The 26,689-nt window shown below is 67.5% G+C and carries 27 protein-coding genes; 21 read left to right on the top strand and 6 right to left on the bottom strand.

What is annotated here, in order from left to right:
• Positions 1-3 precede the first annotated feature (3 nt).
• Together AC5Y3Z_RS19565 and AC5Y3Z_RS19570 are read right to left on the bottom strand one after the other, a co-directional pair.
• Positions 4-1,269, bottom strand: coding sequence for a hypothetical protein (locus tag AC5Y3Z_RS19565; protein WP_473139867.1), 1,266 nt, complete (start codon positions 1,267-1,269; stop codon positions 4-6).
• A gap of 30 nt (positions 1,270-1,299) precedes the next feature.
• Positions 1,300-1,788 carry an inorganic diphosphatase gene (locus AC5Y3Z_RS19570; protein ID WP_473139866.1) on the bottom strand — a complete coding sequence of 163 codons (489 nt, stop codon included), beginning with the start codon at positions 1,786-1,788 and terminating at the stop codon, positions 1,300-1,302.
• A 90-nt stretch (positions 1,789-1,878) separates the two neighbouring features.
• Between AC5Y3Z_RS19570 and dacB the strand changes: the two genes are divergently transcribed.
• The 6 genes from dacB (at position 1,879) to AC5Y3Z_RS19600 (ending at position 8,143) form a co-directional block, all read left to right on the top strand.
• Positions 1,879-3,267 (top strand): D-alanyl-D-alanine carboxypeptidase/D-alanyl-D-alanine endopeptidase, encoded by a 1,389-nt coding sequence (gene dacB / locus AC5Y3Z_RS19575; protein WP_473139865.1) that lies wholly within the window; start codon positions 1,879-1,881, stop codon positions 3,265-3,267.
• On the top strand, positions 3,264-4,307 hold the full coding sequence (locus AC5Y3Z_RS19580) for a zinc-dependent metalloprotease (RefSeq protein WP_463828534.1): 1,044 nt from the start codon (positions 3,264-3,266) through the stop codon (positions 4,305-4,307). The genes dacB and AC5Y3Z_RS19580 overlap by 4 nt, the downstream gene beginning before the upstream one ends.
• Positions 4,286-5,245 carry a tRNA lysidine(34) synthetase TilS gene (tilS, locus tag AC5Y3Z_RS19585; RefSeq protein ID WP_473139864.1) on the top strand — a complete coding sequence of 320 codons (960 nt, stop codon included), beginning with the start codon at positions 4,286-4,288 and terminating at the stop codon, positions 5,243-5,245. The genes AC5Y3Z_RS19580 and tilS overlap by 22 nt, the downstream gene beginning before the upstream one ends.
• A complete protein-coding gene (gene hpt / locus AC5Y3Z_RS19590; protein ID WP_473139863.1) occupies positions 5,242-5,859 on the top strand; it encodes a hypoxanthine phosphoribosyltransferase in 618 nt (205 codons plus the stop codon). The genes tilS and hpt overlap by 4 nt, the downstream gene beginning before the upstream one ends.
• A gap of 724 nt (positions 5,860-6,583) precedes the next feature.
• Positions 6,584-6,883, top strand: a complete 300-nt coding sequence (locus AC5Y3Z_RS19595; RefSeq protein ID WP_463828537.1) for a PE family protein — start codon at positions 6,584-6,586, stop codon at positions 6,881-6,883.
• A gap of 12 nt (positions 6,884-6,895) precedes the next feature.
• The gene (locus tag AC5Y3Z_RS19600; RefSeq protein WP_463828538.1) at positions 6,896-8,143 is read left to right on the top strand and encodes a PPE family protein; all 1,248 of its coding nucleotides are present in this window, start codon (positions 6,896-6,898) and stop codon (positions 8,141-8,143) included.
• Positions 8,144-8,155: 12 nt separating this feature from the next.
• On the opposite strand, the gene AC5Y3Z_RS19605 is transcribed toward AC5Y3Z_RS19600, so the two are convergent.
• From AC5Y3Z_RS19605 to AC5Y3Z_RS19620, 4 genes are all read right to left on the bottom strand, one after another.
• Positions 8,156-8,353, bottom strand: a complete 198-nt coding sequence (locus tag AC5Y3Z_RS19605; RefSeq protein WP_463828539.1) for a three-helix bundle dimerization domain-containing protein — start codon at positions 8,351-8,353, stop codon at positions 8,156-8,158.
• Positions 8,354-8,421: 68 nt separating this feature from the next.
• The gene (locus tag AC5Y3Z_RS19610; protein WP_463828540.1) at positions 8,422-9,435 is read right to left on the bottom strand and encodes a zinc-binding dehydrogenase; all 1,014 of its coding nucleotides are present in this window, start codon (positions 9,433-9,435) and stop codon (positions 8,422-8,424) included.
• Positions 9,435-10,622 (bottom strand): LLM class flavin-dependent oxidoreductase, encoded by a 1,188-nt coding sequence (locus tag AC5Y3Z_RS19615; RefSeq protein WP_473139862.1) that lies wholly within the window; start codon positions 10,620-10,622, stop codon positions 9,435-9,437. Before AC5Y3Z_RS19615 ends, AC5Y3Z_RS19610 begins: the two co-directional genes overlap by 1 nt.
• Positions 10,619-11,584: an alpha/beta fold hydrolase gene (locus AC5Y3Z_RS19620; RefSeq protein ID WP_473139861.1), complete on the bottom strand. Its 966-nt coding sequence runs from the start codon at positions 11,582-11,584 to the stop codon at positions 10,619-10,621. The genes AC5Y3Z_RS19615 and AC5Y3Z_RS19620 overlap by 4 nt, the downstream gene beginning before the upstream one ends.
• Positions 11,585-11,671: 87 nt before the next feature.
• Between AC5Y3Z_RS19620 and AC5Y3Z_RS19625 the strand changes: the two genes are divergently transcribed.
• The 15 genes from AC5Y3Z_RS19625 to clpC1 all read left to right on the top strand — a co-directional run bounded on the left by AC5Y3Z_RS19625 (position 11,672) and on the right by clpC1 (position 26,679).
• A complete protein-coding gene (locus AC5Y3Z_RS19625; protein WP_473139915.1) occupies positions 11,672-12,085 on the top strand; it encodes a VOC family protein in 414 nt (137 codons plus the stop codon).
• Positions 12,086-12,227: 142 nt separating this feature from the next.
• Positions 12,228-14,462: an ATP-dependent zinc metalloprotease FtsH gene (ftsH, locus tag AC5Y3Z_RS19630; RefSeq protein WP_473139860.1), complete on the top strand. Its 2,235-nt coding sequence runs from the start codon at positions 12,228-12,230 to the stop codon at positions 14,460-14,462.
• Between the two features lie 15 nt (positions 14,463-14,477).
• Positions 14,478-15,080, top strand: coding sequence for a GTP cyclohydrolase I FolE (gene folE, locus AC5Y3Z_RS19635; protein ID WP_463828544.1), 603 nt, complete (start codon positions 14,478-14,480; stop codon positions 15,078-15,080).
• Positions 15,077-15,919 carry a dihydropteroate synthase gene (gene folP / locus AC5Y3Z_RS19640; RefSeq protein ID WP_463828545.1) on the top strand — a complete coding sequence of 281 codons (843 nt, stop codon included), beginning with the start codon at positions 15,077-15,079 and terminating at the stop codon, positions 15,917-15,919. The genes folE and folP overlap by 4 nt, the downstream gene beginning before the upstream one ends.
• Positions 15,912-16,313, top strand: coding sequence for a dihydroneopterin aldolase (gene folB / locus AC5Y3Z_RS19645; protein WP_473139859.1), 402 nt, complete (start codon positions 15,912-15,914; stop codon positions 16,311-16,313). Before folP ends, folB begins: the two co-directional genes overlap by 8 nt.
• Before the next feature lie 7 nt (positions 16,314-16,320).
• Positions 16,321-16,836: a 2-amino-4-hydroxy-6-hydroxymethyldihydropteridine diphosphokinase gene (gene folK, locus AC5Y3Z_RS19650; protein ID WP_473139858.1), complete on the top strand. Its 516-nt coding sequence runs from the start codon at positions 16,321-16,323 to the stop codon at positions 16,834-16,836.
• Entirely contained in the window at positions 16,836-17,312 is a 477-nt protein-coding gene (locus AC5Y3Z_RS19655; RefSeq protein ID WP_463828548.1) for a DUF3180 domain-containing protein, read from the top strand. Before folK ends, AC5Y3Z_RS19655 begins: the two co-directional genes overlap by 1 nt.
• 77 nt (positions 17,313-17,389) lie before the next feature.
• The gene (locus AC5Y3Z_RS19660) at positions 17,390-18,682 is read left to right on the top strand and encodes a DUF6779 domain-containing protein (protein WP_473139857.1); all 1,293 of its coding nucleotides are present in this window, start codon (positions 17,390-17,392) and stop codon (positions 18,680-18,682) included.
• A gap of 102 nt (positions 18,683-18,784) precedes the next feature.
• Positions 18,785-19,696: a Rossmann-like and DUF2520 domain-containing protein gene (locus AC5Y3Z_RS19665; protein WP_473139856.1), complete on the top strand. Its 912-nt coding sequence runs from the start codon at positions 18,785-18,787 to the stop codon at positions 19,694-19,696.
• Entirely contained in the window at positions 19,693-20,613 is a 921-nt protein-coding gene (gene panC / locus AC5Y3Z_RS19670) for a pantoate--beta-alanine ligase (protein ID WP_463828551.1), read from the top strand. Before AC5Y3Z_RS19665 ends, panC begins: the two co-directional genes overlap by 4 nt.
• On the top strand, positions 20,613-21,032 hold the full coding sequence (gene panD, locus AC5Y3Z_RS19675; protein ID WP_473139855.1) for an aspartate 1-decarboxylase: 420 nt from the start codon (positions 20,613-20,615) through the stop codon (positions 21,030-21,032). Before panC ends, panD begins: the two co-directional genes overlap by 1 nt.
• Before the next feature lie 2 nt (positions 21,033-21,034).
• Complete coding sequence (locus tag AC5Y3Z_RS19680) at positions 21,035-21,853, top strand: type III pantothenate kinase (RefSeq protein ID WP_463828553.1); 819 nt, start codon at positions 21,035-21,037, stop codon at positions 21,851-21,853.
• A 48-nt stretch (positions 21,854-21,901) separates the two neighbouring features.
• Entirely contained in the window at positions 21,902-23,413 is a 1,512-nt protein-coding gene (gene lysS / locus AC5Y3Z_RS19685) for a lysine--tRNA ligase (RefSeq protein ID WP_473139854.1), read from the top strand.
• 111 nt (positions 23,414-23,524) lie between these two features.
• Positions 23,525-23,863, top strand: coding sequence for a histone-like nucleoid-structuring protein Lsr2 (gene lsr2, locus AC5Y3Z_RS19690; RefSeq protein ID WP_236978550.1), 339 nt, complete (start codon positions 23,525-23,527; stop codon positions 23,861-23,863).
• Positions 23,864-24,156: 293 nt separating this feature from the next.
• Positions 24,157-26,679, top strand: a complete 2,523-nt coding sequence (gene clpC1, locus AC5Y3Z_RS19695; RefSeq protein ID WP_463828555.1) for an ATP-dependent protease ATP-binding subunit ClpC — start codon at positions 24,157-24,159, stop codon at positions 26,677-26,679.
• Positions 26,680-26,689: the final 10 nt, after the last annotated feature.

Raw genomic sequence — 26,689 nt, forward strand, 5'->3', positions numbered from 1 at the left:
CGATCAGGTGCCGACGCGTGCGCCGCGCCCGAGCGCAAGCAGGTGGACGGCGATCCCCACCAGGGGTCCACACAGCAGCGCGACCACGGTGCGGGTCTGCAATGCGGTCGGCAGCAGCAGCAACAGCCCCGAGGTCACCGTCGCGCCGACCCACCCGAGCGAATACGCCCGATGCAGGGCGGCCGCGACGGTGGCGGATCCGGTGAGCGTCAACAACCCGATCGCGACGGCGGCGGCGGTCAGCCAGGCCAGCAGTGCACTGCTGGTTGCGTATTGCGACCCGAACGCGAAACGCAGCAGCCACGGGCCCACCACGGCGGCGAGCAGCACCCCGATCCCGCCGATCCCGGCGACCAGCAGCGCCGGGGATACCAGCGCCCGCAGTCGGTGGCCGCGCTCGTCGACGAAGTGTGCGATCAGGTTGCCTTGCATGGCCATCAGCGGCACCAGCAACGGCGCCCGGGTCAACGTGACCGCCAGGATCACCACACCGCCTTCGGTGCCCAGTTCGGCGGAGGTCACTTTCAACAGCACCGGGAAGCCCATCACCAGGATCGCGCTGGCTCCGGCGGCGGTGATCGAGTGTGCGGCGCCGCGCAGGAAGGCGGCGGGGCTGCCCGGGGTCAGCAGCCGTGCCGTGCTGCGTGCCGCGGGCGAGGCGGCCAGGATGATCAACCACGCCACCGAACCCGCGACGGTCGCCCACAGGAACCCGGCCAGGCCCCAGCCGATCACGAAGGTGGCCGCGGCGACCGCCACCCGGATGACGGCGTCGGTCACCATCAGCGCCCCGTAGTGCCCCCATCGGTTGGTGCCGGCCAGCATGCCCTGCAGGGCCGAGTGCAGGCAGAATCCGGTCAGCCCGACGCTGAGCAGCGCCACCGACAACCAGCGGTCCGCGACGAACACCCGCCCGCTCCACAACGGTGAGCTGCCGGCGATCAGGACGGCCGAGACCAGCCCGACCAGGCCGGCCACCTGCAACGGGCGGGTGCGGGGCCGCTCGGGCAGCACGTCGAGGTACTGCATTGCGCGCACCTCGCGCGTCGTTTCCTGCAGCAGGCCGGAGGCGGCGCCGGTGACCAGGCCGAACGCTCCCCAGAAGACGGCGAAGACGGAGAAGCCGCTGGGCGCAAGATGGCGTGCGGCCAGGTAGACCACCGCGTAGCCGCAGCACGCGGTGACCGCGGTGGCCGTGCCGACCCGGGCGACGCTGCCGCGGGTGACCGGTCCCGCCGACACTGCGGGGGTACCCGCGCCGTCCGTCACCGTCGCGACACTAGCGGTCGAGGATGTCGGTCAGTGCCCGCTGGTCTTGAACCGCTCCACCGAACGCTGCACCTCGGCCTCGGCCTCGGCGCGGCCGACCCAGTCCGCGGCCTTGACGAACTTGCCGGGCTCCAGGTCCTTGTAGTGCACGAAGAAGTGCTTGATGGACTCGAGTTCCCACTCCGGAACGTCGCCGATGTCCTGGATGTGGTCCCAGCGCTTGTCGCCGGCCGGCACGCAGAGCACCTTGTCGTCGCCACCGGCTTCGTCGACCATCTGGAACATGCCCACCGGCCGCGCCTCCACCAGCACCCCGGGAAACAGTGGTTGCGGCAGCAACACCATGGCGTCGAGCGGGTCACCGTCTTCACCCAGGGTGTCCTCGATGAAGCCGTAGTCGGCCGGGTAGCCCATCGGGGTGTAGAGGTAGCGGTCCAGGCGCACGCGACCGGTCTCGTGGTCGACTTCGTATTTGTTGCGCTGGCCCTTGGGGATTTCGATGGTCACGTCGAATTGCACGGCTACACAGTAGTCGAGCAGGTGCGGCGGCACTGCTGTGTGGGCGGTTCGGCAGAATGGGACACGACAAGACAGGAGATCGCGCGATCTATGGCTCCCAGACGCTGGCGCAAGACCACCCGGGTGTTCGTCGGGTTGGCGGTGCTGGCGTGCGTGGCTGCGGTGGTGGCGGCGGCCGTGCTGTTCACCACCGGCGGGCACGGCAGCGGCGGGGCGCGTTCCACGGTGCCGCCGCCGCGACCCCCGACGGTCAAGGCAGGCGTGAGCGCGGTGGCCGACAACGCAGAGGCACCCAGCCCGACGGGGGTGGCCGCGGCGCTGGCGGCGGTGGTGGCGGATCCCAATCTGGGCAGACTGGGCGGCCGGATCACCGATGCCATGAGCAATAAGCAGCTCTGGCAACAGCTCGACGACGTACCGCTGGTGCCGGCGTCCACCAACAAGGTGCTGACTGCCGCCGCGGCGCTGCTCACGCTGGACCGCCAAGCCCGGATCAGCACCCGGGTGGTGGCCGCCCCGAATAGCGCGCAGGGTCCCGTTGTGCTGGTCGGTGCCGGGGACCCGACCCTGTCCGCGGCCCCGCCCGGCGTGGACACCTGGTATCGCGGTGCGGCACGGATCAACGACCTGGTCGAGCAGGTGCACCGCAGCGGTATGACGCCCACCTCGGTGCAGGTGGACATCTCGGCGTTCAGCGGTCCCACCCTGGCGCCGGGCTGGGACTCCGCCGACGTCGACAACGGTGACGTCGCCCCGATTGAGGCGGCGATGATCGACGCCGGCCGGATCCAGCCCACCACCGTCAACTCCCGCCGCAGCCGGACGCCGGCCCTGGATGCCGGCCGGGAGCTGGCCATCGCGCTGGGGCTGGATCCGGCGGCGGTGTCTATCGCTTCGGCGCCGTCCGGTGCGCGCCAGCTGGCGGTGGTGCAGTCGGCGCCGCTGGTGCAGCGGCTGTCCCAGATGATGAACGCCTCGGACAACGTGATGGCCGAATGCATCGGCCGCGAAGTGGCAACGGCCATCAACCGGCCGCGCAGTTTCACCGGGGCCGTCGACGCGGTGACCAGCCGGCTGAACACCGCGCACGTCGACACCGGCGGCGCCGCCCTGGCCGACTCCAGCGGACTGTCGGTGAACAACCGTCTGACGGCCCGCACCCTGGACGGCGTGATGCAGGCCGCCGCAGGTCCGGATCAACCATCGCTGCGGGCACTGCTGGATCTGCTGCCGATCGCCGGCGGCAGCGGCACGCTGGGCGAGCGGTTTCTGGACCGGTCCACCGACCAGGGCCCGGCCGGTTGGCTGCGGGCCAAGACCGGCTCGCTGACCGCGGTGAACTCCCTGGTGGGGGTGCTCACCGACGCCAGCGGACGGGTGCTCACGTTCGCATTCATCTCCAACGACGCCGGCCCGAACGGTCGCAACGCGATCGACGCGCTCGCCACCCGGTTGTGGTTCTGCGGGTGTGCGGTATGACCGACAGCGCGGAATTGACGATGGGCAACGCCGTTGACTGGCGTTTCGCGGCCACCGTCGGGGAAAAGCTGACCCGTGGCGGTCCGGTCACCTCTGACTACACCCGACGGCAGGTCGTGGATCAGCTGCTGCGGTCCGCCGAGCAGGCCGAACCGCCGGTCCGCGACGTGACCGGGCTGATCACCGACGGCGCGGTGCCGCCGGCGCGGGTGGTGGACCGGCCGGCGTGGATCCGGGCTGCCACCGAATCGATGAAGGCGATGACCAACGGCAGCGACCAGCCCCGCGGCCGGCTCACCGGCCGGCTCACCGGCGCGCAGACCGGTGCGGTGCTGGCGTTCGTGTCGTCGGGCATCCTCGGTCAGTACGACCCGTTCGGGTCCGAGGGCGGAACGCTGCTGCTGGTGTATCCGAACGTCATCGCCATCGAGCGCCAGCTCAATGTCGATCCGTCGGACTTCAGATTGTGGGTGTGCCTGCACGAGGTCACCCACCGGGTGCAGTTCACCGCCAACCCGTGGATCGCCGGTTACATGTCGAGTTCGCTGGGTCTGCTGACCCGGGAACCCGCTGACGATATCCGCGAGGTGGCCGGCCGACTCGCCGAATTCATCCGGTCGCGCGGTGCCGGGACGGACGATCCCAATGCCACCGGGATCCTGGGCCTGATGCGCGCCGTGCAGTCCGAACCGCAACGCCAGGCGCTGGATCAGCTGTTGGTGCTCGGCACCCTGCTGGAAGGGCACGCCGAGCATGTGATGGACGCGGTCGGGCCGATGGTGGTTCCGTCGGTCGCCACCATCCGGCAACGGTTCGACGAACGCCGCCGCCGCAAACAACCGCCGCTGCAGCGGCTGCTGCGCGCGCTGCTCGGTGTCGATGCCAAGCTCAGCCAGTACACCCGCGGCAAGGTGTTCGTCGACTCGGTGGTGGAGCGGGTCGGGATGAAGCGTTTCAATACGATCTGGACGGGACCCGAGACGCTGCCGCTACCCGCCGAGATCGAGCACCCACAGCGATGGATCGACCGGGTGCTTTAGCCCAGTTGCGTAGGGCTGCAGCAGATTTCGCGCAGACCTATCTGGGTCCTGACGAGCGGTGGTGCATCGGACTCTCCGGTGGCCCGGATTCGCTGGCGCTCACCGCCGTCGCAGCTCGGTTGCGCCCCACTACCGCGCTGATCGTGGATCACGGGTTGCAGTCCGATTCGGCCGAGGTGGCCGAAACCGCACGGGCACAAGCTCTTTCGATGGGATGCGCGGATGCCCGGGTATTGCGCGTGCAGGTCGGCACCGACGGCGGCCCGGAGTCCGCGGCCCGGACCGCCCGCTATGGCGCGCTGGCCGCCCATCGGGACGGGCCGGTGTTGCTGGCGCACACGCTCGACGACCAGGCCGAGACGGTGCTGCTGGGCCTGGGCCGCGGCTCGGGAGCCCGCTCGCTCGCCGGTATGCGTCCGTTTGATCCGCCGTGGTGCCGCCCGTTGCTGGGGCTGCGGCGGGAGGTCACCCACGCTGCCTGCCGCGAGCTGGGCGTCACCGCCTGGCAGGATCCGCACAACGGCGACCGCCGTTTCGCCCGGGTGCGGCTGCGCACCGAGGTGCTGCCGCTGTTGGAAGACGTGCTCGGCGGCGGGGTCGCGGCGGCGCTGGCCCGCACCGCGACCGCCCTGCGCGAGGACACTGAGCTGATCGATGCGCTCGCCGCGGAGGCGCTGAGCGGGGCGACGACCGGTACGGGGCTGGATACCCGGGCGCTCGGCGAGCTGCCCGACCCGGTGCGTCGACGGGTGATTCGCCGTTGGCTGCTGGCCGGCGGTGCGACCGGACTTACCGACCAGCAGATTCGCGGGGTCGACAAACTGGTCACGGGCTGGCGCGGCCAGGGTGGTGTGGCGGTTGGGTCGCAGCTGCGCGGTCGCCGGCTGGTCGCGGGCCGGCGCGACGGCCTACTCGAGTTGCGCCCCGAGACGATTTGACGGTTGCGTTGGTTGTTGACCGGTCGGCGTGGCACGCTGTGGACGTGACGGCGGAGCTGTATCCGGGGGATATCAAGTCGGTGTTGCTGACCCGGGAGCAGATCCAGGCCCGCATCGCCGAGCTCGGGCAACAGATCGGTGACGACTACCGTGACCCGGCGGCCACCACCGGTCAGGATCTGCTGCTGATCACCGTGCTCAAGGGTGCCGTCCTGTTTGTCACCGACCTGGCCCGCGCCATTCCGCTGCCGACCCAGTTCGAGTTCATGGCGGTCAGTTCTTACGGGTCCTCGACATCGTCGTCGGGGGTGGTGCGCATCCTTAAAGATCTCGACCGGGACATCCACGACCGCGACGTGTTGATCGTGGAGGACGTGGTCGACTCGGGGCTGACGCTGTCGTGGTTGCTGCGGAACCTCAGCAGCCGGCATCCGCGCTCGCTGCGGGTGTGCACGCTGCTGCGGAAACCCGATGCGGTGGGGGCCAACGTCGACATCACCTACGTGGGTTTCGACATCCCCAACGACTTCGTTGTCGGCTACGGCCTGGATTACGACGAGCGCTATCGTGATCTGTCCTATATCGGCACTCTGGACCCCCGCGTTTATCAATAACCGCTGGTAGATTACTTTCCGTTCACCTGCTGTTCAGCTGTCGCCGAGGTGAACACCGTCCTAATTGAGTGACCTGGATAACACCCAGCAAACGCCGTTCTGGTTCGAAAGTCGACTGCTGGCCGCTTATGGGGGCAGGTCCGGTTCAACGATTTCACGTTTAAGCAGCGGCGATCCGGTGGGAATCTCGCGTCGTTCGCAAATCTGCGGGTCCGACGCCGGGACCGTCGCCGAGCCTGGACTCCGCCGCCATCGGAGGCGGTGAGCAGCCGCTCGGCGGCGACGAGCCGTCGGTCCGGTCCAGTCTGTTCGCGTGCGCAGGGAAGTCGCAGGCAGTCGCGTCCGGGCTGGAACTGCAGGTCAACGGCGTTCTCTGGGATATCAGGCGGCAGCTTGTGCCCCGATTGGTGGCGGTGTTCGCGGCGGATAGCCGGGGCCGCAGACGCACAGGGTAGCTGCGATTGCACGTGCTTTTTAGAACTTCATATAAAACTCATTTCATATATGAAACATATATGATTCATACCTAGTCTCCACTCCACCTGCGGATTCAATGCAGCAAATGAATAGTTATTGTCCCGCCAGTGAACAAGCCGCTGATGGCCTGGTTTGCGCCCTTTGTCGGACTTAACGTGGTCGAGGAACCAGCTCAGCGACGAGTGACGTGCCACGTCATTGGTCGCTGATTGCTGTTGTGCAACGTAAACGTTGAGGGAGGACTCAAATGTCGACTGTCTTTGCTGAGCCAGAAGTTCTGACCGGTGCGTCGGGGGAGCTCATGTCAATTTTCTCGGCCCACCGTGCCGGCAATTCCGCCGCCGCGGGCCCGACGAGTGCGGTCGTTCCGGCCGCATCCGACGTGGTGTCGCTGATCATGGCCAACCATTTCGTCAACCACGCCACGCTGTTTCAGGCGATCAGTGAGCAGGCCGTGGCGGTCCAGGAGCAGTTGGCGACCACGCTGGGTCTCAGCGGTAGTTCCTACGGCACCACCGAAGCCGCCAACGCTGCCACGATCGGTTAGGACGACAGGTCAATGTTGGATTTCGCAGCTCTTCCGCCGGAGGTCAACTCCGCGCTGATGTATGCAGGTGCGGGGTCGGGGCCGATGCTGGCCGCAGCCGCTGCCTGGGAAGGTTTGGCGGGCGAATTGCAATCCGTTGCAGCCTCCTACGGCGGGGTCGTCACCGGCCTGACCGACGGGCCGTGGGCCGGCCCCTCGGCCGCAGCCATGGCCGCCGCGGCCACGCCGCAAATTGCCTGGTTGACCGCTACGGCCGAACAGGCCGCACAGACCGGCGCGCAGGCTGTCGCCGCGGCGGCAGCCTACGAGGCCGCATTTCTGGCGACGGTGCCGCCACCGGTGATCGAGGCCAACCGGGCACTGCTGGCCGGTCTGCTCGCGACGAACTTTCTGGGCCAGAACACCGCGGCAATTGCCGCCACCGAGGCGCAATATCTCGAGTTCTGGGCGCAGGACGCCGCCGCCATGTACGGCTACTCGGGTGCCTCCGCGGCGGCCGCGGACCTGCCGACTCTGACACCGCAGTCCGTCGCGACCAGCATCGCCGGGCTCAGCAATCAAATCAACGCGCAGATCAACGCGGTCAACTCCGCCCTGGCATCGGCGGGTTATCACGATGTGGTGCGGGCGCTCAACCAGCTGGGCGGCCTGACGAACGTCCCACCGTGGCTGGCCAATCCGCAAGCAGCGCTCGGATTGACCGGAGCGGCCTGGAATGCCAACGGCGACGGGATCGTGTTGAACGGAATCCTGGGCGATGTGGTGGAAGGGCTGACCGGTTCCCAGACGGTGGACTTCAGTTCCGGGTTCGACACCTACATCAGAATGGTCTCTCCATTCCGACTGAGCACCACCGCGATGAAGGATATCGACGGCCTGTTCCACAGCGCGTTCCCCGCGGCCGCAAAAGCGGCAGAGGGCGCGGCAAAGGCGGCGGAGGGGGCTGCGGCGGCTGCTGCACCGACCTTCGGCAGCGGTTTCGGCAACGCTCTCGGCGGGATCACCGGCGCAGTCGGCAACGCGGCCAAGGTCGGGGCGGTCTCGGTCCCGGCCAGTTGGACGGCCACGCCGGGGGCGACGCCGATCAACGTGGCGCTCAACGGCGCTGCAGGTGCGGCCGCCGCCCAACCCGCCACCTCAGCGTTCGGCGGGCTCCCGATGGCGCCCGGGGCCGGCACCGGGCGCAGTGTGGCGAACTTCGCCGCTCCCCGCTACGGCTTCAAGCCCACCGTGATCGCGCAGCCGCCGTCCGGCGGCTAGCGCAGCAGCCGCCTACCTGGCCCCCGCCAATTCGGCGTTGACCCGCCGCTCGACGAGCAACGGGATGAAGTCCCGGATCCGGCTGTGGGCCAGGCTGGCGCGTGCATTCTCGATGGCGCCGGCCACCTGATCGGGCGGCAGATGGCGGTATTGCGTTGCCAGTCGGCGCTCCAGACGGGCGATCATCGCGTCCTCGTTGATCCCGGCCATCGAGTAAGCGTGCGACAGGATGCACCGTCCGTCAACTTGGCATTCAGGCCCGGGGAACGTCGTGGTTGCTAGGGCGTAACCAGGATCTTGCAGTGCCGTTCCGGGTCGGCCAGGTCGTCGAACGCCGCCCCGACGTCGTCCAGTCCGACTTCGCCGGTGATCAGGGGGCTGACGTCGATGTCACCCTCGGCGATCGCTCGCAGCGACTCGCTGAACTCCTCGAAGTCGTAGGCCAACGAGAACTGGATGCTGATCTCGCTGGCGGTGCCGAAGAACGGGTGGATGGTGTCGGGTTCCATGCAGACACCGGCCACCACCAGGCGCGTGCCGCGCCGTGCTCGGAGCAGCACGTCGTCGATGACCCCGGGTCTCCCGACGGCCTCGAACACCACCACCGCCTTCGTGACGTCGAACGGCGAGCCCTGTGCCGGATCCACCGTCCGATGTGCTCCCATCAGGGTCGCCAGCTCGCGACGTTTGGGCGAAAAGTCAGCCGCCACAATGCTTTGCACGCCGCGGACGCGCAGCGCGGCGATGATCGCGATGCCGATCGGCCCGCAGCCCAGCACCAGGGCCGCTTCGTCGACCTTGATGTCGGACTTGTTCACCGCATGCAACCCCACCGCCATCGGCTCGGTGAGGGCCGCGTGCTTGAGGTCCAGACCGTTGGGGATCGGCACCAACAGCGGCGCCGACAGCAGCATCCGCTCGGCATACCCACCGAGCGTGCTGTTGCTGTACACGATCGGCTCGACGCCCTTGTCGGACAACAACACCGGCAGTGAGGTGACCAGTGTTCCCGGCGGATGGGTGTCGGTGTCGGGACCGGCCTCGAGCACCTCGGCGCTGAACTCGTGGCCCATGAAGATGTCCCGGCTCAGGTCGACGTCCATGCCACCCGTATTGCCGGCCACCCGGCGGCTCATTTCCAGCACCTTGCCGCCGTGGGTCGCGAAATGCAGGTCAGAGCCGCAGATTCCGCACGCACGGACCGCGACCAGCACCTGTCCCGGCCCCGGTGTCGGTTCGGGCAGGTCGTCGCGGTAGACCATGCGCCCGTCGCGCAGCACCGATGCCCGCATCAGTTGCCCGTCTCGTCGTGTTCGGCGACGTGCTGAGTGATGGCCTGCACGACGGCCTGACCGGCGCGTCCGATCAACTCCTCGCGCTTGTCCTTGGCCCATTCGTGCGAAGCCCGCGGGGCTTCGAGTTGTCCCTTGAAATGCGGAATAACTCTGCGCGCGAACAGTTCATAGGAATGGAAAGTCGCCGCCGGCGACGCCCAGTCGTGGCCGAGCAGCAGCAATGTACCGAACCCGCCGGAGCGTTCCAGCAGATCCTCGATGTGCGCGATTGCGTCGTCCGGCGTGCCGATGCAGCAATTTCCCTGCGCCGCATAGTCTGCCACGTACTCGCGGGGTGACTGGGTGCCGTCGACCGAGTTGGACAGCGGGACGAATCCGGCGGCGCCGAAATATTCGGCGAAATCCAGCAACCCGTACGTACAGTCCTCGATCGCCTGGTCCCGGGTGTCGGCGATGTGCATGATGCTCAACACCCGCCAGTCGCGCCGCCGGGGTGCTTCGCGGCCGGCTTTGGCGGCCTGGTCGACCACCACCTGCCAGGTTGTCTCCAAAGCTGCATACCCGCCCGGTACCGACATCGACAGGGACAGCAGCGAGGTGCCCAGTGCGCCGGCCAACCTCGGTCCCGACGGCGAAATCATTGCGGCCGTAGATATCTCCGGATATGGCCAGGTATACGGGCGGATGTGCAATTGGGCGTCGCGCAGGGTGAACCACTCGGTGTGCCGGTCGATGCGCTCGTCGGGAGCGGCGCGGAACAAGGCCAGGATCGCCTCCAGCGATTCCTGCATCATCCGCCGCTGGTCGACCGGATCGATTCCCATCATGTAGGCATCCGACGGCAGCGCGCCGGGACCGGTGCCGAACATCACCCGGCCACGGGTCAGGTGATCCAACAGCACCCAGCGGTCGGCCACCATCAGCGGATGGTGATAGGGCAGTGAGACCACACCGGTACCCAACCGGATGTGCTTGGTCCGCTCTGCGGCGGCCGCAATGAACACCTCCGGGCAGGAGATCAATTCGTAACCGCCGGAATGGTGTTCGCCGAACCACGCCTCGTCGAAGCCCAGGCGGTCCAGCGCGACGACCCGCTCCATGTCGTATTCCAGTGCCACCGTGGGTGATTGACCGGTGGGATGAAACGGTGTGATGAAAACACCGAATCGCATTGGCGCACTCACCATTGCACTCCTTTGAGGAAGTCGAGAAGGGTCTCGTTCACCGCTTCGGGTCGCTCCTGCTGTATCCAGTGCCCGGCTCCCTCGAGCATCACCTCGCGGTAGGGGCCGGTGATCACCTCTGCGGCTCGATCGGCGCGGGTGAAGCTGAGGACCGGATCGGCCGTCCCCCCGATGAACAGGCACGGCACCGAGATGGTGGCACCGGCGAGTTCGGGTGTGGTCTCCCAGTTACGGTCGAAATTGCGGTACCAGTTCAGGCCACCGGTGAAGCCGGTACGGGCGAATTCGCTGATGTAGTGGTCCAGTTCGGCCTGGTTGATCCAGTCGGGCAGCCCGTCGGGCTCCGGCAGCCGGTCGATGAAACCTTCGGATCCGGGCGCCACCATGCGCAGCCCCGCACTGTGGTCGTCAGAAAGCCGCAGGCCGCCCATCATCCGGCGGACGGCGCGGGCCGGATCGGCGTCGAACTCCGCATCGGCGACGCCGGGCTGCTGAAAATAGAGGATGTAGAAGAAGTGGTCGCCGAACATGCGCCGCCAGGCCTGGGTGGGCGCGACCTTGGGGCGCGGCGTGACGGGAACACTCAGGGCAGCAACCGCCGCGACACGTTCGGGATGCAACAGCGGTGCGTTCCACACCACGGCGGCACCCCAGTCGTGGCCGACCCACACGGCCTGCTCGGCGCCGACATCGTCGAGCAGCCCGGCCAGGTCGGCGGTCAACTGGTGGATGTCGTAGGCCTCGATCGGCGCCGGGCGCGACGACCCGCCGTAACCCCGCTGATCGGGCGCCAACACGTGGTAGCCGGCATCGGCCAGCGGTTGAATCTGGTGTCGCCACGAGTAGGCCAGTTCCGGAAAGCCGTGACACAGCAGCACCACGGGCGCCCCGGGCTCCCCGGCCTCGACCACTCGCAGCTGCACACCGTTGGTGTCGACTAACCGTTCGGTTGATGAGCCCACCGTCTCACCAAAGCACAGCAGCCCGGGGCTGAGAAGGCCCGCGGGTAGTTTGGACACCGCAGAGGCGACGACATGAAGGTGGGCGCGATGCGGCTGGACCACGTGGTGTTGTGGACGAAGGACCCGCTGGCGGCAATGGACTTCTATACCCGGGTGGTGGGTTTGGAACCGGTCCGGTTCGAAGAGTTCGATGCCGGCCGGGCGCCGTTCCCGAGTGTGCGGGTCTGCGCGGATTCGATCCTCGACCTGATACCGGCCGAGGGCGCCTCCGGCACCGAGGCGATGACCAACGTCGAAGGCAGCGCCGGCCACCGGATCAACCACGTGTGCCTGGCGATGTCGAAGGACGAATACGACGCCCTGGATCGGCGACTGCGCGACGAAGGCATCGACACCAGCTCGCGGCTGGACAATTCGTTCGGCGCGCAGGGATGGGCGCCGCAGGGTTACTACTTTCCCGATCCGGACGGCAATGTGGTGGAAGCGCGTTATTACCGGTAGCCGGGCGCGCTTTTCGGGAACTTCCGCTCGTTGTTCATGCTGCGCCCCGGCTCTGCCGGAGCTTGCTGTCGCCAGGGGCGGTAACCTGGACATTTCCAGCTGCGTGTATCGGGAAGGACCTGGCCGAGCCGGCCGATGATAGATGAACCGTAGAAACGTGATCCGCACAATTACGGTGATCGCCGTATTGGTGCTGTTCGGCTGGTTGTTCTTCTATTTCAGCGACGACACCCGCGGCTACAAACCCGTCGACACCTCGGTGGCGATGGCACAGATCAACAGCGACAACGTCGCGAGCGCGCAGATCGACGATCGCGAGCAGCAGCTGCGACTGACCCTGAAGAAGAGCAACAACGACACCGAGAACTCCGACAAGGTCATCACCAAGTTCCCGGCCGGGTACGGGGTCGAGCTGCTCAAGGCGCTGACCGCCAAGAACGCCAAGGTCAGCACCGTGGTCAACGAAGGCAGTCTGCTCGGCGAGCTGCTGGTCTACGTGCTACCGCTGCTGCTGCTGGTGGGTCTGTTCGTGATGTTCTCCCGCATGCAGGGCGGTGCCCGGATGGGCTTCGGCTTCGGCAAGTCACGGGCCAAACAACTGTCCAAGGACATGCCCAAGACCACGTTCGCCGACGTCGCCGGTGTCGACGAAGCGGTCGAGGAACTCTACGAGATCAAGGACTTCCTGCAGAACCCGTCCCGGTATCAGGCGCTGGGCGCCAAGATTCCCAAAGGCGTGCTGCTCTACGGCCCGCCGGGGACCGGCAAGACGCTGCTGGCCCGCGCCGTGGCGGGCGAAGCCGGTGTGCCGTTCTTCACCATCTCCGGCTCGGACTTCGTCGAGATGTTCGTCGGCGTCGGTGCGTCCCGGGTGCGGGATCTCTTCGAGCAGGCCAAGCAGAACAGCCCGTGCATCATTTTCGTCGACGAGATCGACGCGGTGGGCCGCCAGCGCGGCGCAGGGCTCGGCGGTGGGCACGACGAGCGCGAGCAGACCCTCAACCAGTTGCTGGTGGAGATGGATGGCTTCGGTGACCGTGCCGGCGTCATCCTCATCGCGGCCACCAACCGTCCCGACATCCTGGACCCGGCGCTGCTGCGGCCCGGTCGCTTCGACCGGCAGATCCCGGTGTCCAACCCGGACTTGGCCGGTCGCCGCGCGGTGCTGCGGGTGCACTCCAAGGGCAAGCCCATCGCCGACGACGCCGACCTGGACGGGCTGGCCAAGCGGACCGTCGGGATGACCGGCGCCGACCTGGCCAACGTCGTCAACGAGGCGGCGCTGTTGACCGCCCGCGAGAACGGCACCGTCATCACCGGCCCGGCCCTGGAAGAGGCCGTCGACCGGGTCATCGGCGGCCCGCGCCGCAAGGGCCGCATCATCAGCGAGCACGAAAAGAAGATCACCGCCTACCACGAGGGCGGGCACACGCTGGCCGCATGGGCGATGCCGGACATCGACCCGGTCTACAAGGTGACGATCCTGGCCCGTGGGCGCACCGGCGGGCACGCGGTCGCGGTACCCGAGGAAGACAAGGGTCTGCGCACCCGCTCGGAGATGATCGCCCAGCTGGTGTTCGCGATGGGTGGTCGCGCGGCCGAGGAACTGGTGTTCCGGGAGCCCACCACCGGTGCGGTGTCCGACATCGAGCAGGCGACCAAGGTGGCCCGCGCGATGGTCACCGAGTACGGCATGAGTGCCCGCTTGGGAGCGGTGAAATACGGCACCGAACACGGCGACCCGTTCCTGGGACGCACCATGGGCAACCAGCCGGACTACTCCCACGAGGTTGCCGGCGCCATCGACGAGGAGGTGCGCAAGCTGATCGAGGCGGCGCACACCGAGGCCTGGGAGATCCTCACCGAATACCGCGATGTGTTGGACACGCTGGCCGGCGAGTTGCTGGAAAAGGAGACCCTGCACCGCCCCGAATTGGAGGCGATCTTCGGCGACGTCGAGAAGCGGCCCCGACTGACCATGTTCGACGACTTCGGGGGCCGGATCCCGTCGGACAAACCGCCGATCAAGACGCCGGGGGAACTGGCGATCGAACGCGGCGAGCCGTGGCCCCAGCCGGTGCCGGAGCCGGCGTTCAAGGCCGCGATCGCACGGGCCAGCAAGGCTGCCGAACAAGCTCAATCCGAGACGCAGGGCAACGGCGACAGCGGTTCTCAGGGTGCCAACGGTTCGCACGGCAGCACCCAGCCGGACTACGGCGCCCCCGCCGGCTGGCACGCCCCCGGGTGGCCGCCCAAGTCGTCCAATCGTCCACAACCAGCTCCCAGTTATCCCAGCCCGGATACCGAGACGGACCCCGCCGAGTCCGACCAGCGCGAGAAGGACGTGACTCGGTCCAACCCGCCGGCCCACGGCTGAATAACGGAGGCTTCAATGACGCAGCTGGATTCCAGGAGTACCCGGGTGCGGGAATTCGACCAGGCCCGCGCCGAGGCCGCGGTTCGCGAACTGCTCGTTGCGATCGGCGAGGACCCAGACCGAAATGGCTTGCGGGACACCCCTGCTCGCGTTGTCCGGGCCTATCGGGAGATATTCGCCGGCCTCTACACCGATCCGGCCTCGGTGCTGACCGCGATGTTCGACGAGGACCACGACGAACTGGTCATCGTTAAAGAGATCCCGATGTACTCCACCTGCGAACACCACCTGGTGTCCTTTCACGGGGTGGCCCACGTCGGCTACATCCCCGGGGTGGACGGCAGAGTCACCGGCTTGTCCAAGATCGCCCGCCTGGTCGACCTCTACGCCAAGCGCCCGCAGGTCCAGGAACGGCTCACCAGTCAGATCGCCGACGCGCTGGTGCACAAGCTGAATCCACGCGGGGTGATCGTGGTGATCGAGGCCGAGCATCTGTGCATGGCAATGCGCGGGGTGCGCAAGCCCGGATCGACCACCACGACGTCGGCGGTGCGGGGTCAGTTCAAGACCGACGCCGCTTCTCGGGCCGAAGCGCTCGATCTCATCCTGCGCAAGTGAGTCCGGCGCCCGTGCAGGTGATGGGAGTGCTCAACGTCACCGACGACTCGTTCTCCGACGGCGGGCGTTACCTGGACGCCGGTGGTGCCGTCGAGCATGGCCTGGCGCTGGCCGCCGACGGTGCGCAGATCGTCGACGTCGGGGGCGAGTCGACCCGGCCCGGCGCGGCGCGGGTGGACCCTGAGGTCGAGTCGAATCGCGTGGTACCAGTAGTCAAAAAGCTTGCTGCACAAGGTATTACAGTCAGTATCGACACTATGCACGCGTGCGTGGCGCGGGCCGCGCTGGAGAACGGCGCACAGCTCGTCAACGACGTATCGGGAGGGCGGGCCGACCCGGCGATGGCCCCGCTGCTGGCCGAAGCGCAGGTGCCGTGGGTCTTGATGCACTGGCGGCCGGTGTCGGCGGACCACCCGCACCGGGTCCCCGACTACGCCGATGTGGTCGCCGACGTGCGCGCGGATCTACTGGCCAGTGTCGACGACGCCGTGGCCGCCGGCGTCGATCCGGCCAATTTGGTGATCGATCCCGGTCTGGGATTCGCCAAGACCGGTCAACACAATTGGGCGTTGTTGCACGGCTTGTCCGAGTTGGTCGCCACCGGGCTGCCGGTGCTGGTGGGCGCCTCGCGCAAGCGCTTTCTCGGGACGTTGCTGGCCGGGCCGGACGGAACGCCCCGGCCGCCGGACGGGCGTGAGACGGCGACCGCGGTGATCTCGGCGCTGGCCGCCCTGCACGGGGCGTGGGGTGTTCGGGTGCACGATGTGCGCGCCTCGGTCGACGCCCTGCGGGTGGTCCGTGCCTGGCAGGGCGGGAACGGGACCGGGCCCGATGGCTGATCGAATCGAGTTGCGCGGCTTGCGGATTCGCGGCCGGCACGGTGTGTTCGAACACGAGCGGCGCGATGGGCAGGAATTCGTCGTCGACATCACCGTGTGGATCGACCTGGCGCAGGCCGCCGCTGGCGACGACCTGGCCGACACCTACGACTACAGCGTGCTGGCCCAGTTGGCTGCCGACGTGATCGGGGGCACGCCGCGGAACCTGATCGAAACGGTCGGAGCCGAGATCGCCGACGACGTCATCAAGGACGAGCGGGTGCACGCCGTCGAGGTGACGGTGCACAAACCGCAGGCTCCCATTGCGCAGCAGTTCGACGACGTCGCGGTGGTGACCCGACGGTCGCGTCGCGGCGGTCGGGGTTCGGTGATCCCGGCGGACCGAGCGGTATGACGCGCCGATGAGTCGCGTCGTGCTGTCCATCGGCTCCAACGTCGGTGACCGGGTGGCCGCGTTGCAATCGGTGGTCGACGGACTCGGCGACGCGGTCACCGCGGTATCCGGTGTCTACGAGACCGACCCGTGGGGTGGTGTGCCGCAGGACCCGTTCCTCAACGCCGTGCTGGTCGCCGACGATCCGGCCCGCACCGCGACCGACTGGCTGAGCTGCGCCCACGAACTCGAGCAGGCGGCGCAGCGTATCCGCGAACAACGGTGGGGTCCGCGAACGCTCGACGTGGACCTGGTGGCCTGTCACGATGCCGGCGGCGAAGTCGACTGCCGCAGCAGCGAGTTGACGCTGCCCCATCCGCGGGCCCACCTGCGGGCCTTCGTCCTGGTTCCGTGGCTGGAGGTCGATCCCGGCGCCGAGTTGGGGCTCGACGGGAGTTCGCGCCCCGTCGCGGAGTTGATCGGCGCACTACGGCCCGCCGACCGGGCCGGCGTGCGGCCGACGTCGCTGAAGCTGGAGCGTTGATGGGCCCGACCCGCAAGCGCGACCTCACCGTGGTGGTGATCGGGGCGGCGGTGGTCGGCTACCTGCTGATCACGGTGCTCTACCGGTGGTTTCCGCCGATCACGATCTGGACGGGGATCTCGCTGCTGGTGGTCGCGTTCGCCGAGTGGCGGTGGGGGCGCTACGTGCGCACCAAGATCGACGACGGGGAGATCGGCGACGCGCCAGGCTGGCTGCACCCGCTGGCGGTGGCGCGCAGCCTGGTGGTGGCCAAGGCCTCAGCGTGGATGGGCGCGCTGGTGCTGGGGTGGTGGTTGGGCGTGCTGGTGTACTTCCTGCCGCGGCGGTCGTGGCTGCGGGCAGCCGCAGCCGACACCTCCGGCGCGGTGGTAGCCGCCGTGAGCGCGTTGGCCCTGATCGTCGCGGCGCTCTGGCTACAGCATTGCTGCAAGTCCCCGCCGGATCCGACCGAGCACGGCGAGGGCGTCGAAACCTGACGAAAGTCGGCTCGGCCGGAGAATCGCCGGACCGGCACGACACGCTGACTGACCTCGCCCGGGTACAGTTTCTGGCCATGACCGTTCTGTCCCGCGGCGCCCGAGTCCGGCGCGGCGGCCGCAGGCCGGGTTGGGTGCTCTTGACGGCGTTGCTGGTCCTGGCTATCGGGGCCAGTTCCGCGCTGGTTTTCACCGATCGCGTGGAACTGCTCAAGCTCGCTGTGATCCTGGCGCTGTGGGCCGCCGTCGCCGGTGCGTTCGTGTCGGTGCTGTATCGCCGGCAGGCCGAGGCCGACCAGGCACGCGCCCGCGACATGAAGCTGGTTTACGACCTGCAGTTGGATCGCGAGATCTCCGCTCGTCGTGAGTACGAACTGACGGTGGAATCCCAGTTGCGCCGGGAGCTGGCCGCGGAGATACATGCGCAGGCCGCCGACGAGATTGCGGCGCTGCGGGCCGAACTGGCTTCGTTGCGCACCAACCTGGAGATTCTGTTCGACACCGATCTCGAACAGCGGCCGGCGCTGGAGACCCTGGGCAGGGACGGCACCCGTGCGTTGACGGACCGGGCCCCCGCCCAGAACGGCGAAATCCCCCCCGCGGACTGGGTGACCAGTGATCGGGTGACGGCGGTGCGGCGGGACGACCGGATCGTGCGCAGCGACGACACCGCCATCATCGATGTACCGGAGGAACCGCTGCTGCCGCCCCGCCCGCCCGCGCCGGTGCGCGAGCAACCCGCGCCGGTGCCGCAGTTCGCAGCCCCGGCACCCCCGGAAACGCCCGCCGAACCACGCCACCGCCCGCCGCCACAGGCTCCGCAACAGCCGGCGTGGCCGCAGCCGCCGGCGGCGTGGCCGCAGCCGCAGACGCCGCCACCTGCACCTTTGTCGCCGGAGCCGCGGCCGGAGCGTCCGGCCGAATGGCAGCCCGTCGCCGCCGAAGGGCAGTGGCTGCCACCCGGGACACCCGGCAGTCGGTGGGCACCCTCCGACCCGGCCCCGCCCGGACAATCGGGCCGCAGAAGGCGCTACCGGGATGCCGAGGACGAGCCCGCCGGCGCTCACGGCGAGGCACCGTCCCAGTACGGCGGTCGTCGGTCCCGGTCGCGGCACTCCGCGGAGTACCGGGACCACGGGGTCGGCAGCTTCGCCCGGACCGAGGATTCCGGACCGGACGAGTCCGTCGCGCCGGCCGAGCCTGCGTCCCCGCGGTTGGCGCCCGCCCCCCCGGCATCCAGGCATCGCAGCGCCGACGCCGACGCGTCCGATGTCCCGGAGGAGCCGGCGGGTGGGCAGACGGTCGCAGACCTGATGGCGCGGCTCCAGGTCCAGCCGGGCGGTGGGCGCCGGCGGCGGCGTGACGGCTGACACGCTGTGCTGCGTCCGGCGGATCGACTAGAGTCTTGGTGACCGTCCGGTACCCGAATTGCGGGACTGGAACGAACAAAGACATCTGTGAGGTCGTCTGCGATGGTGCAGTTCGACGGTTTGCGCCCGGCCAGGCTCAAGGTGGGGATCATCTCCGCCGGCCGGGTGGGCACCGCACTGGGAGTCGCGCTGGAGCGCGCCGATCACGTCGTGGTCGCGTGCAGCGCCATCTCCCGCGCATCGTTGCTCCGGGCACAGCGTCGGCTGCCCGACACCCCGGTCCTGCCGCCGCCCGACGTCGCAGCCGCCGCTGAGCTGCTGGTGCTGGCGGTCACCGACAGCGAACTGCCCGGCCTGGTGTCCGGCCTGGCGGCCACCTCGGCGGTGCGGCCCGGGACCATCGTGGCGCACACCTCCGGCGCCAACGGCGTCGCGGTCCTGTCCCCGCTGAGCGAGCAGGGCTGCATTCCGCTGGCGATTCATCCGGCGATGACCTTCACCGGCGCCGATGAGGACATCGCCCGGTTGGCCGACACCTGCTTCGGCATCACCGCGGCCGACGACGTCGGCTACGCCATCGGGCAGTCGCTGGTGCTGGAAATGGGTGGCGAGCCGTTCAGTGTGCGCGAGGACGCCCGTGTTCTCTATCACGCCGCGCTGGCCCACGCCTCCAACCACCTGGTCACGGTGCTGGCCGACGCGCTGGAGGCGCTGCGGGCCGCGATCCGCGGCGGCGAACTGCTGGGGCAGCAGCCCGTGGAGAACCAGCCGGGTGGCATCGCCGAGCGCATCGTCGGACCGTTGGCCCGCGCGGCCCTGGAAAACACCCTGCAACGCGGACAGGCCGCACTCACCGGGCCGGTCGCCCGCGGGGACGCCGCCGCCGTCGCCGGGCATCTGCGCGCGCTGGAAGGCGCGGATCCGCACCTCGCCCAGGCGTACCGGGTGAATGCGCTGCGCACCGCGCAGCGTGCCCATGCCCCCACCGACGTCGTCGAGGTGCTGGCGCGATGACCGCCGGCAAGGCGCCGACGTTCGACCGCGGCCGGCTGAACGTGTACGCCGTCCCGCGCGAGGTCTCTGAGGTCACCCGGGCGCTGCGGCATACCGGCCGTCGAGTCATGTTGGTGCCCACCATGGGAGCCCTGCATGACGGCCACCTGACGCTGGTACGCGCCGCCAAGCGGGTGCCGGGCTCGGTGGTGGTGGTGTCGATTTTCGTCAACCCGTTGCAGTTCGGTGCCAACGAAGACCTCGACGCCTACCCGCGCACCCTCGACCAGGACATCGCGATGTTGCGGGAGGAAGGCGTCGAGATCGTGTTCGCACCGACCGCCGCGGCCATGTACCCCGACGGCATGCGCACCACCGTGCAGCCCGGTCCGCTCGCCGCCGAGCTCGAGGGCGCCTCGCGCCCAACGCACTTCGCTGGGATGCTGACCGTCGTGGTGAAACTGCTGCAGATCGTGCGTCCCGATCGGATTTTCTTCGGCGAGAAGGACTATCAACAGCTGGTCCTGGTCCGGCAGATGGTCGCCGACCTGAATCTGGATGTGCGGGTGGTCGGAGTGCCCACGGTGCGCGAATCCGACGGGCTGGCGATGTCGTCGCGCAACCGCTACCTCGACCCGGCGCAACGTGAACTCGCGGTGGCACTTTCGTCGGCCCTGACGGCCGGGGCACACGCCGCGACGTTCGGTGCGCAGGCCGCGCTGGACGCGGCACAGGCGGTGCTCGACGCGACATCCGGCCTGCAGGTCGACTACCTGCAACTGCGCGACACCGAGCTGGGCCCGGTACCCACCGGCGGATCCGGCCGGCTGCTGATCGCGGCGCGGCTGGGCGCCACCCGCCTGCTGGACAACGTTGCAATTCAAATCGGAAATGTCGCCGACACCGCTGGGTCGGACGAATCACATTGGAGGAACTGATGTTACGGACGATGCTGAAGTCGAAGATCCACCGCGCCACCGTTACCCAGGCCGACTTGCACTACGTCGGATCGGTGACCATCGACGCAGATCTGATGGATGCCGCCGACCTGCTCGAAGGTGAACAGGTCACCATCGTCGACATCGACAACGGCGCCCGGCTGGTGACCTACGCGATCACCGGTGAACGCGGTAGTGGGATAATCGGAATCAACGGTGCCGCAGCACATCTCGTCCACCCGGGCGATCTGGTGATCCTGATCGCCTACGGAGCCATGGAGGATGCCGAGGCGCGCGCCTACCAGCCGCGGATCGTATTCGTCGACGGGGCGAACAAGCAGATCGACCTGGGCCACGACCCGGCCTTCGTGCCCGACGGCGTGGATGAGCTACTCGATCCGCGGATCGGCGTGCGATAACCGTGCTGCTGGCGATCGACGTCCGCAACACCCACACCGTCGTCGGCTTGCTGGCCGGGGTCAAAGATCACGCAAAAGTGGTGCAGCAGTGGCGGATTCGTACCGAGTCCGAGGTCACGGCCGACGAGCTGGCGCTCACCATCGACGGCCTGATCGGTGAGGATGCCGAGCGGCTGACCGGTGCCGCCGCGCTGTCCACCGTTCCGTCCGTGCTGCACGAGGTGCGCATCATGCTCGAGCAGTACTGGCCGTCGGTGCCGCATGTGTTGATCGAGCCCGGCGTCCGCACCGGCATCCCGCTGTTGGTCGACAACCCCAAAGAGGTCGGCGCCGACCGGATCGTCAACTGCCTGGCGGCATTCAGCAAGTTCGGCAAGGCCTCGATCGTCGTCGACTTCGGCTCGTCGATCTGCGTGGACGTGGTGTCGGCCAAAGGGGAGTTTCTCGGGGGCGCGATCGCGCCCGGCGTGCAGGTGTCCTCGGACGCCGCGGCGGCCCGCTCGGCGGCGCTGCGCCGGGTCGAACTGACCCGGCCGCGGTCCGTGGTGGGCAAGAACACCGTCGAGTGCATGCAGGCCGGCGCGGTGTTCGGTTTCGCCGGCCTGGTCGACGGACTGGTCGGCCGCATCCGCGACGATGTGCAGGGTTTCGCGGCCGGTGAGGACGTCGCGGTGGTGGCCACCGGACACACCGCACCCCTGCTGTTGCCGGAACTGCACACCGTCGAGCACTACGACAAACACCTGACCCTGGATGGCCTGCGGATGGTCTTCGAGCGCAATCAGGACGCCCAGCGCGGCCGGCTCAAGACCGCGCGCTGACAGTCGCAATTGGGGCGCACGCCGCGGGTTCATTTAAGCTGGCACGTCGTGAGTGCCCCCGATCGAGAATCCGCCGCGGACCTTCCCGAACAGTTTCGGATTCGCCGGGACAAGCGCGCTCGCCTGTTGGCTGAAGGCCACGATCCCTACCCGGTGGCCATCGAGCGCACGCACACGCTGGCCGAAATCCGGGCCGCCTACCCCGATCTGCCGACCGATACCGCCACCGAGGACGTCGTCGGCGTCGCCGGCCGGGTGGTCTTCGCGCGCAACACCGGCAAGCTGTGTTTCGCGACTTTGCAGGACGGCGACGGCGCGCAGTTGCAGGCGATGATCAGCCTGGACAAAGTCGGCCGGGAGTCCCTGGACGCGTGGAAGGCCGACGTCGACCTCGGCGACATCGTGTATGTACACGGCACCGTGATCAGTTCACGTCGCGGCGAATTGTCCGTTCTCGCCGATTCCTGGCAGATGGCCGCCAAGTCGCTGCGGCCGCTGCCCGTTGCACATAAAGAGATGAGCGAGGAGGCGCGGGTACGGCAACGCTACGTCGACCTGATCGTGCGCCCGCAGGCGCGCAGCGTGGCCAGGCAGCGGATCGCCGTCATCCGGGCGCTGCGCAACGCGCTGGACCGGCGCGGATTCCTCGAAGTCGAAACGCCCATCCTGCAGACGCTGGCCGGTGGTGCGGCGGCGCGACCGTTTGTCACCCATTCCAATGCCCTCGACATCGACCTGTACCTGCGGATCGCGCCGGAACTGTTCCTCAAGCGCTGCATCGTCGGTGGTTTCGACAAGGTCTTCGAACTAAATCGAGTGTTCCGAAACGAGGGAACCGATTCCACGCATTCCCCGGAATTCTCTATGCTGGAGACCTACCAGACCTACGGCACCTATGACGATTCGGCACTGGTCACCAGAGAGCTTATTCAAGAGGTTGCCGACGAGGCGATCGGAACCAGAGAACTTCCGATGCCGGATGGCAGTGTGTACAACATCGACGGAGAATGGGCAACTCTGGAGATGTATTTATCGTTGTCCGATGCGCTCGGTGAAGAGATCACACCGCAGACTTCGGTGCAGACCTTACGTGCGATCGCGGCCCGACTAGATGTCGAGATTCCGGACGATCGTGGCTTTGGTCACGGCAAACTCGTCGAAGAACTCTGGGAGCACGCAGTGGGCAAGAGCTTGACCGCGCCCACATTTGTCCGGGATTTCCCGGTGGAGACCACGCCTTTGACGCGCCAGCACCGCAGTATTGCCGGAGTCACCGAGAAGTGGGACCTCTACCTGCACGGAGTCGAGCTGGCAACCGGCTACTCGGAATTGAATGACCCGGTAGTGCAACGCGAGAGATTTGCCGATCAAGCACGCGCGGCAGCCGCCGGTGACGACGAGGCTATGGTTCTCGATGAGGATTTCCTGGCCGCTCTGGAGTTTGGTATGCCGCCGTGCACTGGTACCGGAATGGGTATCGATCGGTTGTTGATGTGTTTGACCGGTCTGTCAATTAGGGAGACTGTTTTGTTCCCGATTGTTCGGCCGCACTCCAACTGAACTGCTCTTGTGTCGGATTGAGTATTTCCACTTCCTATGGCAGATTAGAGAACCGGGGAGTCTATCCGAACTGCATCTCTAACTGCACAGGAAGAACATGAGGGTAAGCCAATGGCGAAAAAAGTGACCGTCACCTTGGTCGATGATTTCGACGGTGCCGGCGCCGCCGACGAAACCGTCGAATTCGGGCTTGACGGGGTGACCTATGAGATCGACCTTTCCAGTAAAAATGCGGCGAAACTGCGTAACGACCTGAAGGGTTGGGTCGCGGCCGGACGTCGGGTCGGCGGCCGGCGGCGCGGGCGTTCGGGTTCCGGGCGCGGTCGCGGCGCCATCGACCGCGAACAGAGCGCCGCGATCCGGGAATGGGCGCGTCGCAATGGTCACAACGTCTCGACCCGGGGGCGCATCCCGGCCGACGTCATCGACGCCTTCCACGCGGCCACGTAGTCGCGACCGATCGGCACTGCTAGTACGCGCGATCCGGCGTCCAGGTATTAAACCTGGGCGCCGGTTTTTTGCATTTCGCTTGTGGCGTAGCGATCACCGCCGGAGATGGGAAACGCATTGTCGCTTTTCCCCGTTATTCTCTTGTGCTCCGGCGTCGCTGCGCACCGTGAGGTTAGTGCCCTGACGGGCCGAGCATTAGAGTGGATGGCAGGTACGCGGTAGTCGGCCCCTGTGCCGGCAGATGTCTTTGCACGACGGAGCTACCGATGGTGAGGGAGAGCAGGTAATAACCGATGTTTGAACGTTTTACCGACCGTGCCCGCAGGGTGGTCGTTCTGGCTCAAGAAGAAGCCAGGATGCTCAACCACAACTACATCGGCACCGAGCACATCCTGCTGGGTCTCATTCACGAGGGCGAAGGCGTCGCGGCCAAGTCGCTGGAATCGCTGGGAATCTCCCTGGAGGGTGTCCGCAGCCAGGTCGAGGAGATCATCGGACAGGGTCAGCAGGCACCGTCCGGGCACATCCCGTTCACCCCGCGCGCCAAGAAGGTCCTCGAGCTGAGCCTGCGGGAGGCCCTGCAGCTCGGCCACAACTACATCGGCACCGAGCACATCCTGCTGGGCTTGATCCGCGAGGGTGAGGGCGTGGCGGCGCAGGTCCTGGTCAAGCTGGGTGCCGAGCTGACCCGGGTGCGTCAGCAGGTCATTCAGCTGCTCAGCGGCTATCAGGGCAAAGAGGCCGCGGAGGCCGGTACCGGTGGTCGCGGCGGCGAATCCGGCAGCCCGTCGACGTCGCTGGTGCTCGACCAGTTCGGTCGCAACCTGACCGCGGCCGCCATGGAAGGCAAGCTGGACCCGGTCATCGGCCGCGAAAAGGAAATCGAGCGGGTCATGCAGGTGCTGAGCCGCCGCACCAAGAACAACCCGGTGCTGATCGGCGAGCCCGGCGTCGGCAAGACCGCCGTCGTGGAGGGCCTGGCGCAGGCCATCGTGCACGGCGAGGTTCCCGAGACGCTGAAGGACAAGCAGCTCTACACCCTGGACCTGGGATCGTTGGTGGCCGGCAGTCGCTACCGCGGTGACTTCGAGGAACGCCTGAAGAAGGTGCTCAAGGAGATCAACACCCGCGGTGACATCATCCTGTTCATCGACGAGCTGCACACGCTGGTGGGTGCCGGTGCTGCCGAGGGTGCGATCGACGCGGCCAGCATCCTGAAGCCGAAGCTGGCCCGCGGTGAGCTGCAGACCATCGGCGCCACCACGCTCGACGAGTACCGCAAGTACATCGAGAAGGACGCCGCCCTGGAGCGCCGCTTCCAGCCGGTGCAGGTGGGTGAGCCGACGGTGGCCCACACCATCGAGATCCTCAAGGGGCTTCGGGACCGGTACGAGGCCCACCACCGGGTCTCCATCAGCGACTCCGCGATCGTGGCCGCGGCCACCCTGGCCGACCGCTACATCAACGACCGGTTCCTGCCGGACAAGGCAATCGACCTGATCGACGAGGCCGGCGCCCGGATGCGTATCCGGCGCATGACCGCTCCGCCAGACCTGCGCGAGTTCGACGAGAAGATCGCCGACGCGCGCCGGGAGAAGGAGTCGGCGATCGACGCCCAGGACTTCGAGAAGGCCGCCAGCCTGCGGGACCGGGAGAAGCAACTGGTCGCCCAGCGCGCCGAGCGGGAAAAGCAGTGGCGCTCCGGGGACATGGACGTGGTCGCCGAGGTCGATGACAACGAGATCGCCGAGGTGCTGGGCAACTGGACCGGTATCCCGGTGTTCAAGCTCACCGAGGCCGAGACCACCCGGTTGCTGCGCATGGAGGACGAGATCCACAAGCGGATCATCGGCCAAGTGGATGCCGTCAAGGCCGTCTCCAAGGCCATCCGCCGTACCCGCGCCGGGCTGAAAGACCCCAAGCGCCCGTCGGGTTCGTTCATCTTCGCCGGCCCGTCCGGGGTCGGGAAGACCGAGCTGTCTAAGGCGCTGGCCAACTTCCTGTTCGGCGACGACGACGCGCTCATCCAGATCGACATGGGCGAGTTCCACGACCGCTTCACCGCGTCGCGGCTGTTCGGTGCCCCTCCGGGCTACGTCGGCTATGAAGAGGGTGGCCAGCTCACCGAGAAGGTGCGGCGCAAGCCGTTCTCGGTGGTGCTGTTCGACGAGATCGAGAAGGCGCACCAGGAGATCTACAACAGCCTGTTGCAGGTCCTCGAAGACGGACGACTCACCGACGGTCAGGGCCGCACGGTGGACTTCAAGAACACCGTGCTGATCTTCACGTCGAACCTGGGCACCTCCGACATCTCCAAGCCGGTCGGCCTCGGGTTCAGCCAGAGTGGCGGGGACAACAACTACGAGCGGATGAAGCAGAAGGTCAACGACGAGCTGAAGAAGCACTTCCGCCCGGAGTTCCTGAACCGCATCGACGACATCATCGTCTTCCACCAGTTGACTCGCGAAGAGATCATCCAGATGGTCGACCTGATGATCGAGCGGGTCGGCAAGCAGCTCAAGACCAAGGACATGTCGATGGAGCTCACCGACAAGGCCAAGGCACTGCTGGCCAAGCGCGGCTTCGACCCGGTGCTGGGTGCCCGTCCGCTGCGGCGCACCATCCAGCGCGAGATCGAGGACCAGCTCTCGGAGAAGATCCTGTTCGAGGAGGTCGGTCCGGGGCAGGTCGTCACCGTCGACGTCGAGAACTGGGACGGCGAAGGCTCGGGCGAGGAAGCGAAGTTCACCTTCACCGGTGCGCGTAAGCCGACCGAGCCGGACTTGGCCAAGGCCGGGGCGCACGAGGCCCAGTAGCAGGAGTCGT

The organism is Mycobacterium sp. NGS61 (assembly GCF_059812325.1).

Bases quoted from the DNA above. Each gene is read 5' to 3' on its own strand.
- dacB (WP_473139865.1), top strand. From the start codon at position 1,879: ATGGCTCCCAGACGCTGGCGCAAGACCACCCGGGTGTTCGTCGGGTTG.
- AC5Y3Z_RS19580 (WP_463828534.1), top strand. From the start codon at position 3,264: ATGACCGACAGCGCGGAATTGACGATGGGCAACGCCGTTGACTGGCGT.
- tilS (WP_473139864.1), top strand. From the start codon at position 4,286: ATGGATCGACCGGGTGCTTTAGCCCAGTTGCGTAGGGCTGCAGCAGAT.
- AC5Y3Z_RS19595 (WP_463828537.1), top strand. From the start codon at position 6,584: ATGTCGACTGTCTTTGCTGAGCCAGAAGTTCTGACCGGTGCGTCGGGG.
- AC5Y3Z_RS19600 (WP_463828538.1), top strand. From the start codon at position 6,896: ATGTTGGATTTCGCAGCTCTTCCGCCGGAGGTCAACTCCGCGCTGATG.
- AC5Y3Z_RS19605 (WP_463828539.1), bottom strand. From the start codon at position 8,353: ATGGCCGGGATCAACGAGGACGCGATGATCGCCCGTCTGGAGCGCCGA.
- AC5Y3Z_RS19610 (WP_463828540.1), bottom strand. From the start codon at position 9,435: ATGCGGGCATCGGTGCTGCGCGACGGGCGCATGGTCTACCGCGACGAC.
- AC5Y3Z_RS19625 (WP_473139915.1), top strand. From the start codon at position 11,672: ATGCGGCTGGACCACGTGGTGTTGTGGACGAAGGACCCGCTGGCGGCA.
- ftsH (WP_473139860.1), top strand. From the start codon at position 12,228: ATGAACCGTAGAAACGTGATCCGCACAATTACGGTGATCGCCGTATTG.
- folE (WP_463828544.1), top strand. From the start codon at position 14,478: ATGACGCAGCTGGATTCCAGGAGTACCCGGGTGCGGGAATTCGACCAG.
- folB (WP_473139859.1), top strand. From the start codon at position 15,912: ATGGCTGATCGAATCGAGTTGCGCGGCTTGCGGATTCGCGGCCGGCAC.
- folK (WP_473139858.1), top strand. From the start codon at position 16,321: ATGAGTCGCGTCGTGCTGTCCATCGGCTCCAACGTCGGTGACCGGGTG.
- AC5Y3Z_RS19655 (WP_463828548.1), top strand. From the start codon at position 16,836: ATGGGCCCGACCCGCAAGCGCGACCTCACCGTGGTGGTGATCGGGGCG.
- AC5Y3Z_RS19660 (WP_473139857.1), top strand. From the start codon at position 17,390: ATGACCGTTCTGTCCCGCGGCGCCCGAGTCCGGCGCGGCGGCCGCAGG.
- AC5Y3Z_RS19665 (WP_473139856.1), top strand. From the start codon at position 18,785: ATGGTGCAGTTCGACGGTTTGCGCCCGGCCAGGCTCAAGGTGGGGATC.
- panC (WP_463828551.1), top strand. From the start codon at position 19,693: ATGACCGCCGGCAAGGCGCCGACGTTCGACCGCGGCCGGCTGAACGTG.
- panD (WP_473139855.1), top strand. From the start codon at position 20,613: ATGTTACGGACGATGCTGAAGTCGAAGATCCACCGCGCCACCGTTACC.
- lsr2 (WP_236978550.1), top strand. From the start codon at position 23,525: ATGGCGAAAAAAGTGACCGTCACCTTGGTCGATGATTTCGACGGTGCC.
- clpC1 (WP_463828555.1), top strand. From the start codon at position 24,157: ATGTTTGAACGTTTTACCGACCGTGCCCGCAGGGTGGTCGTTCTGGCT.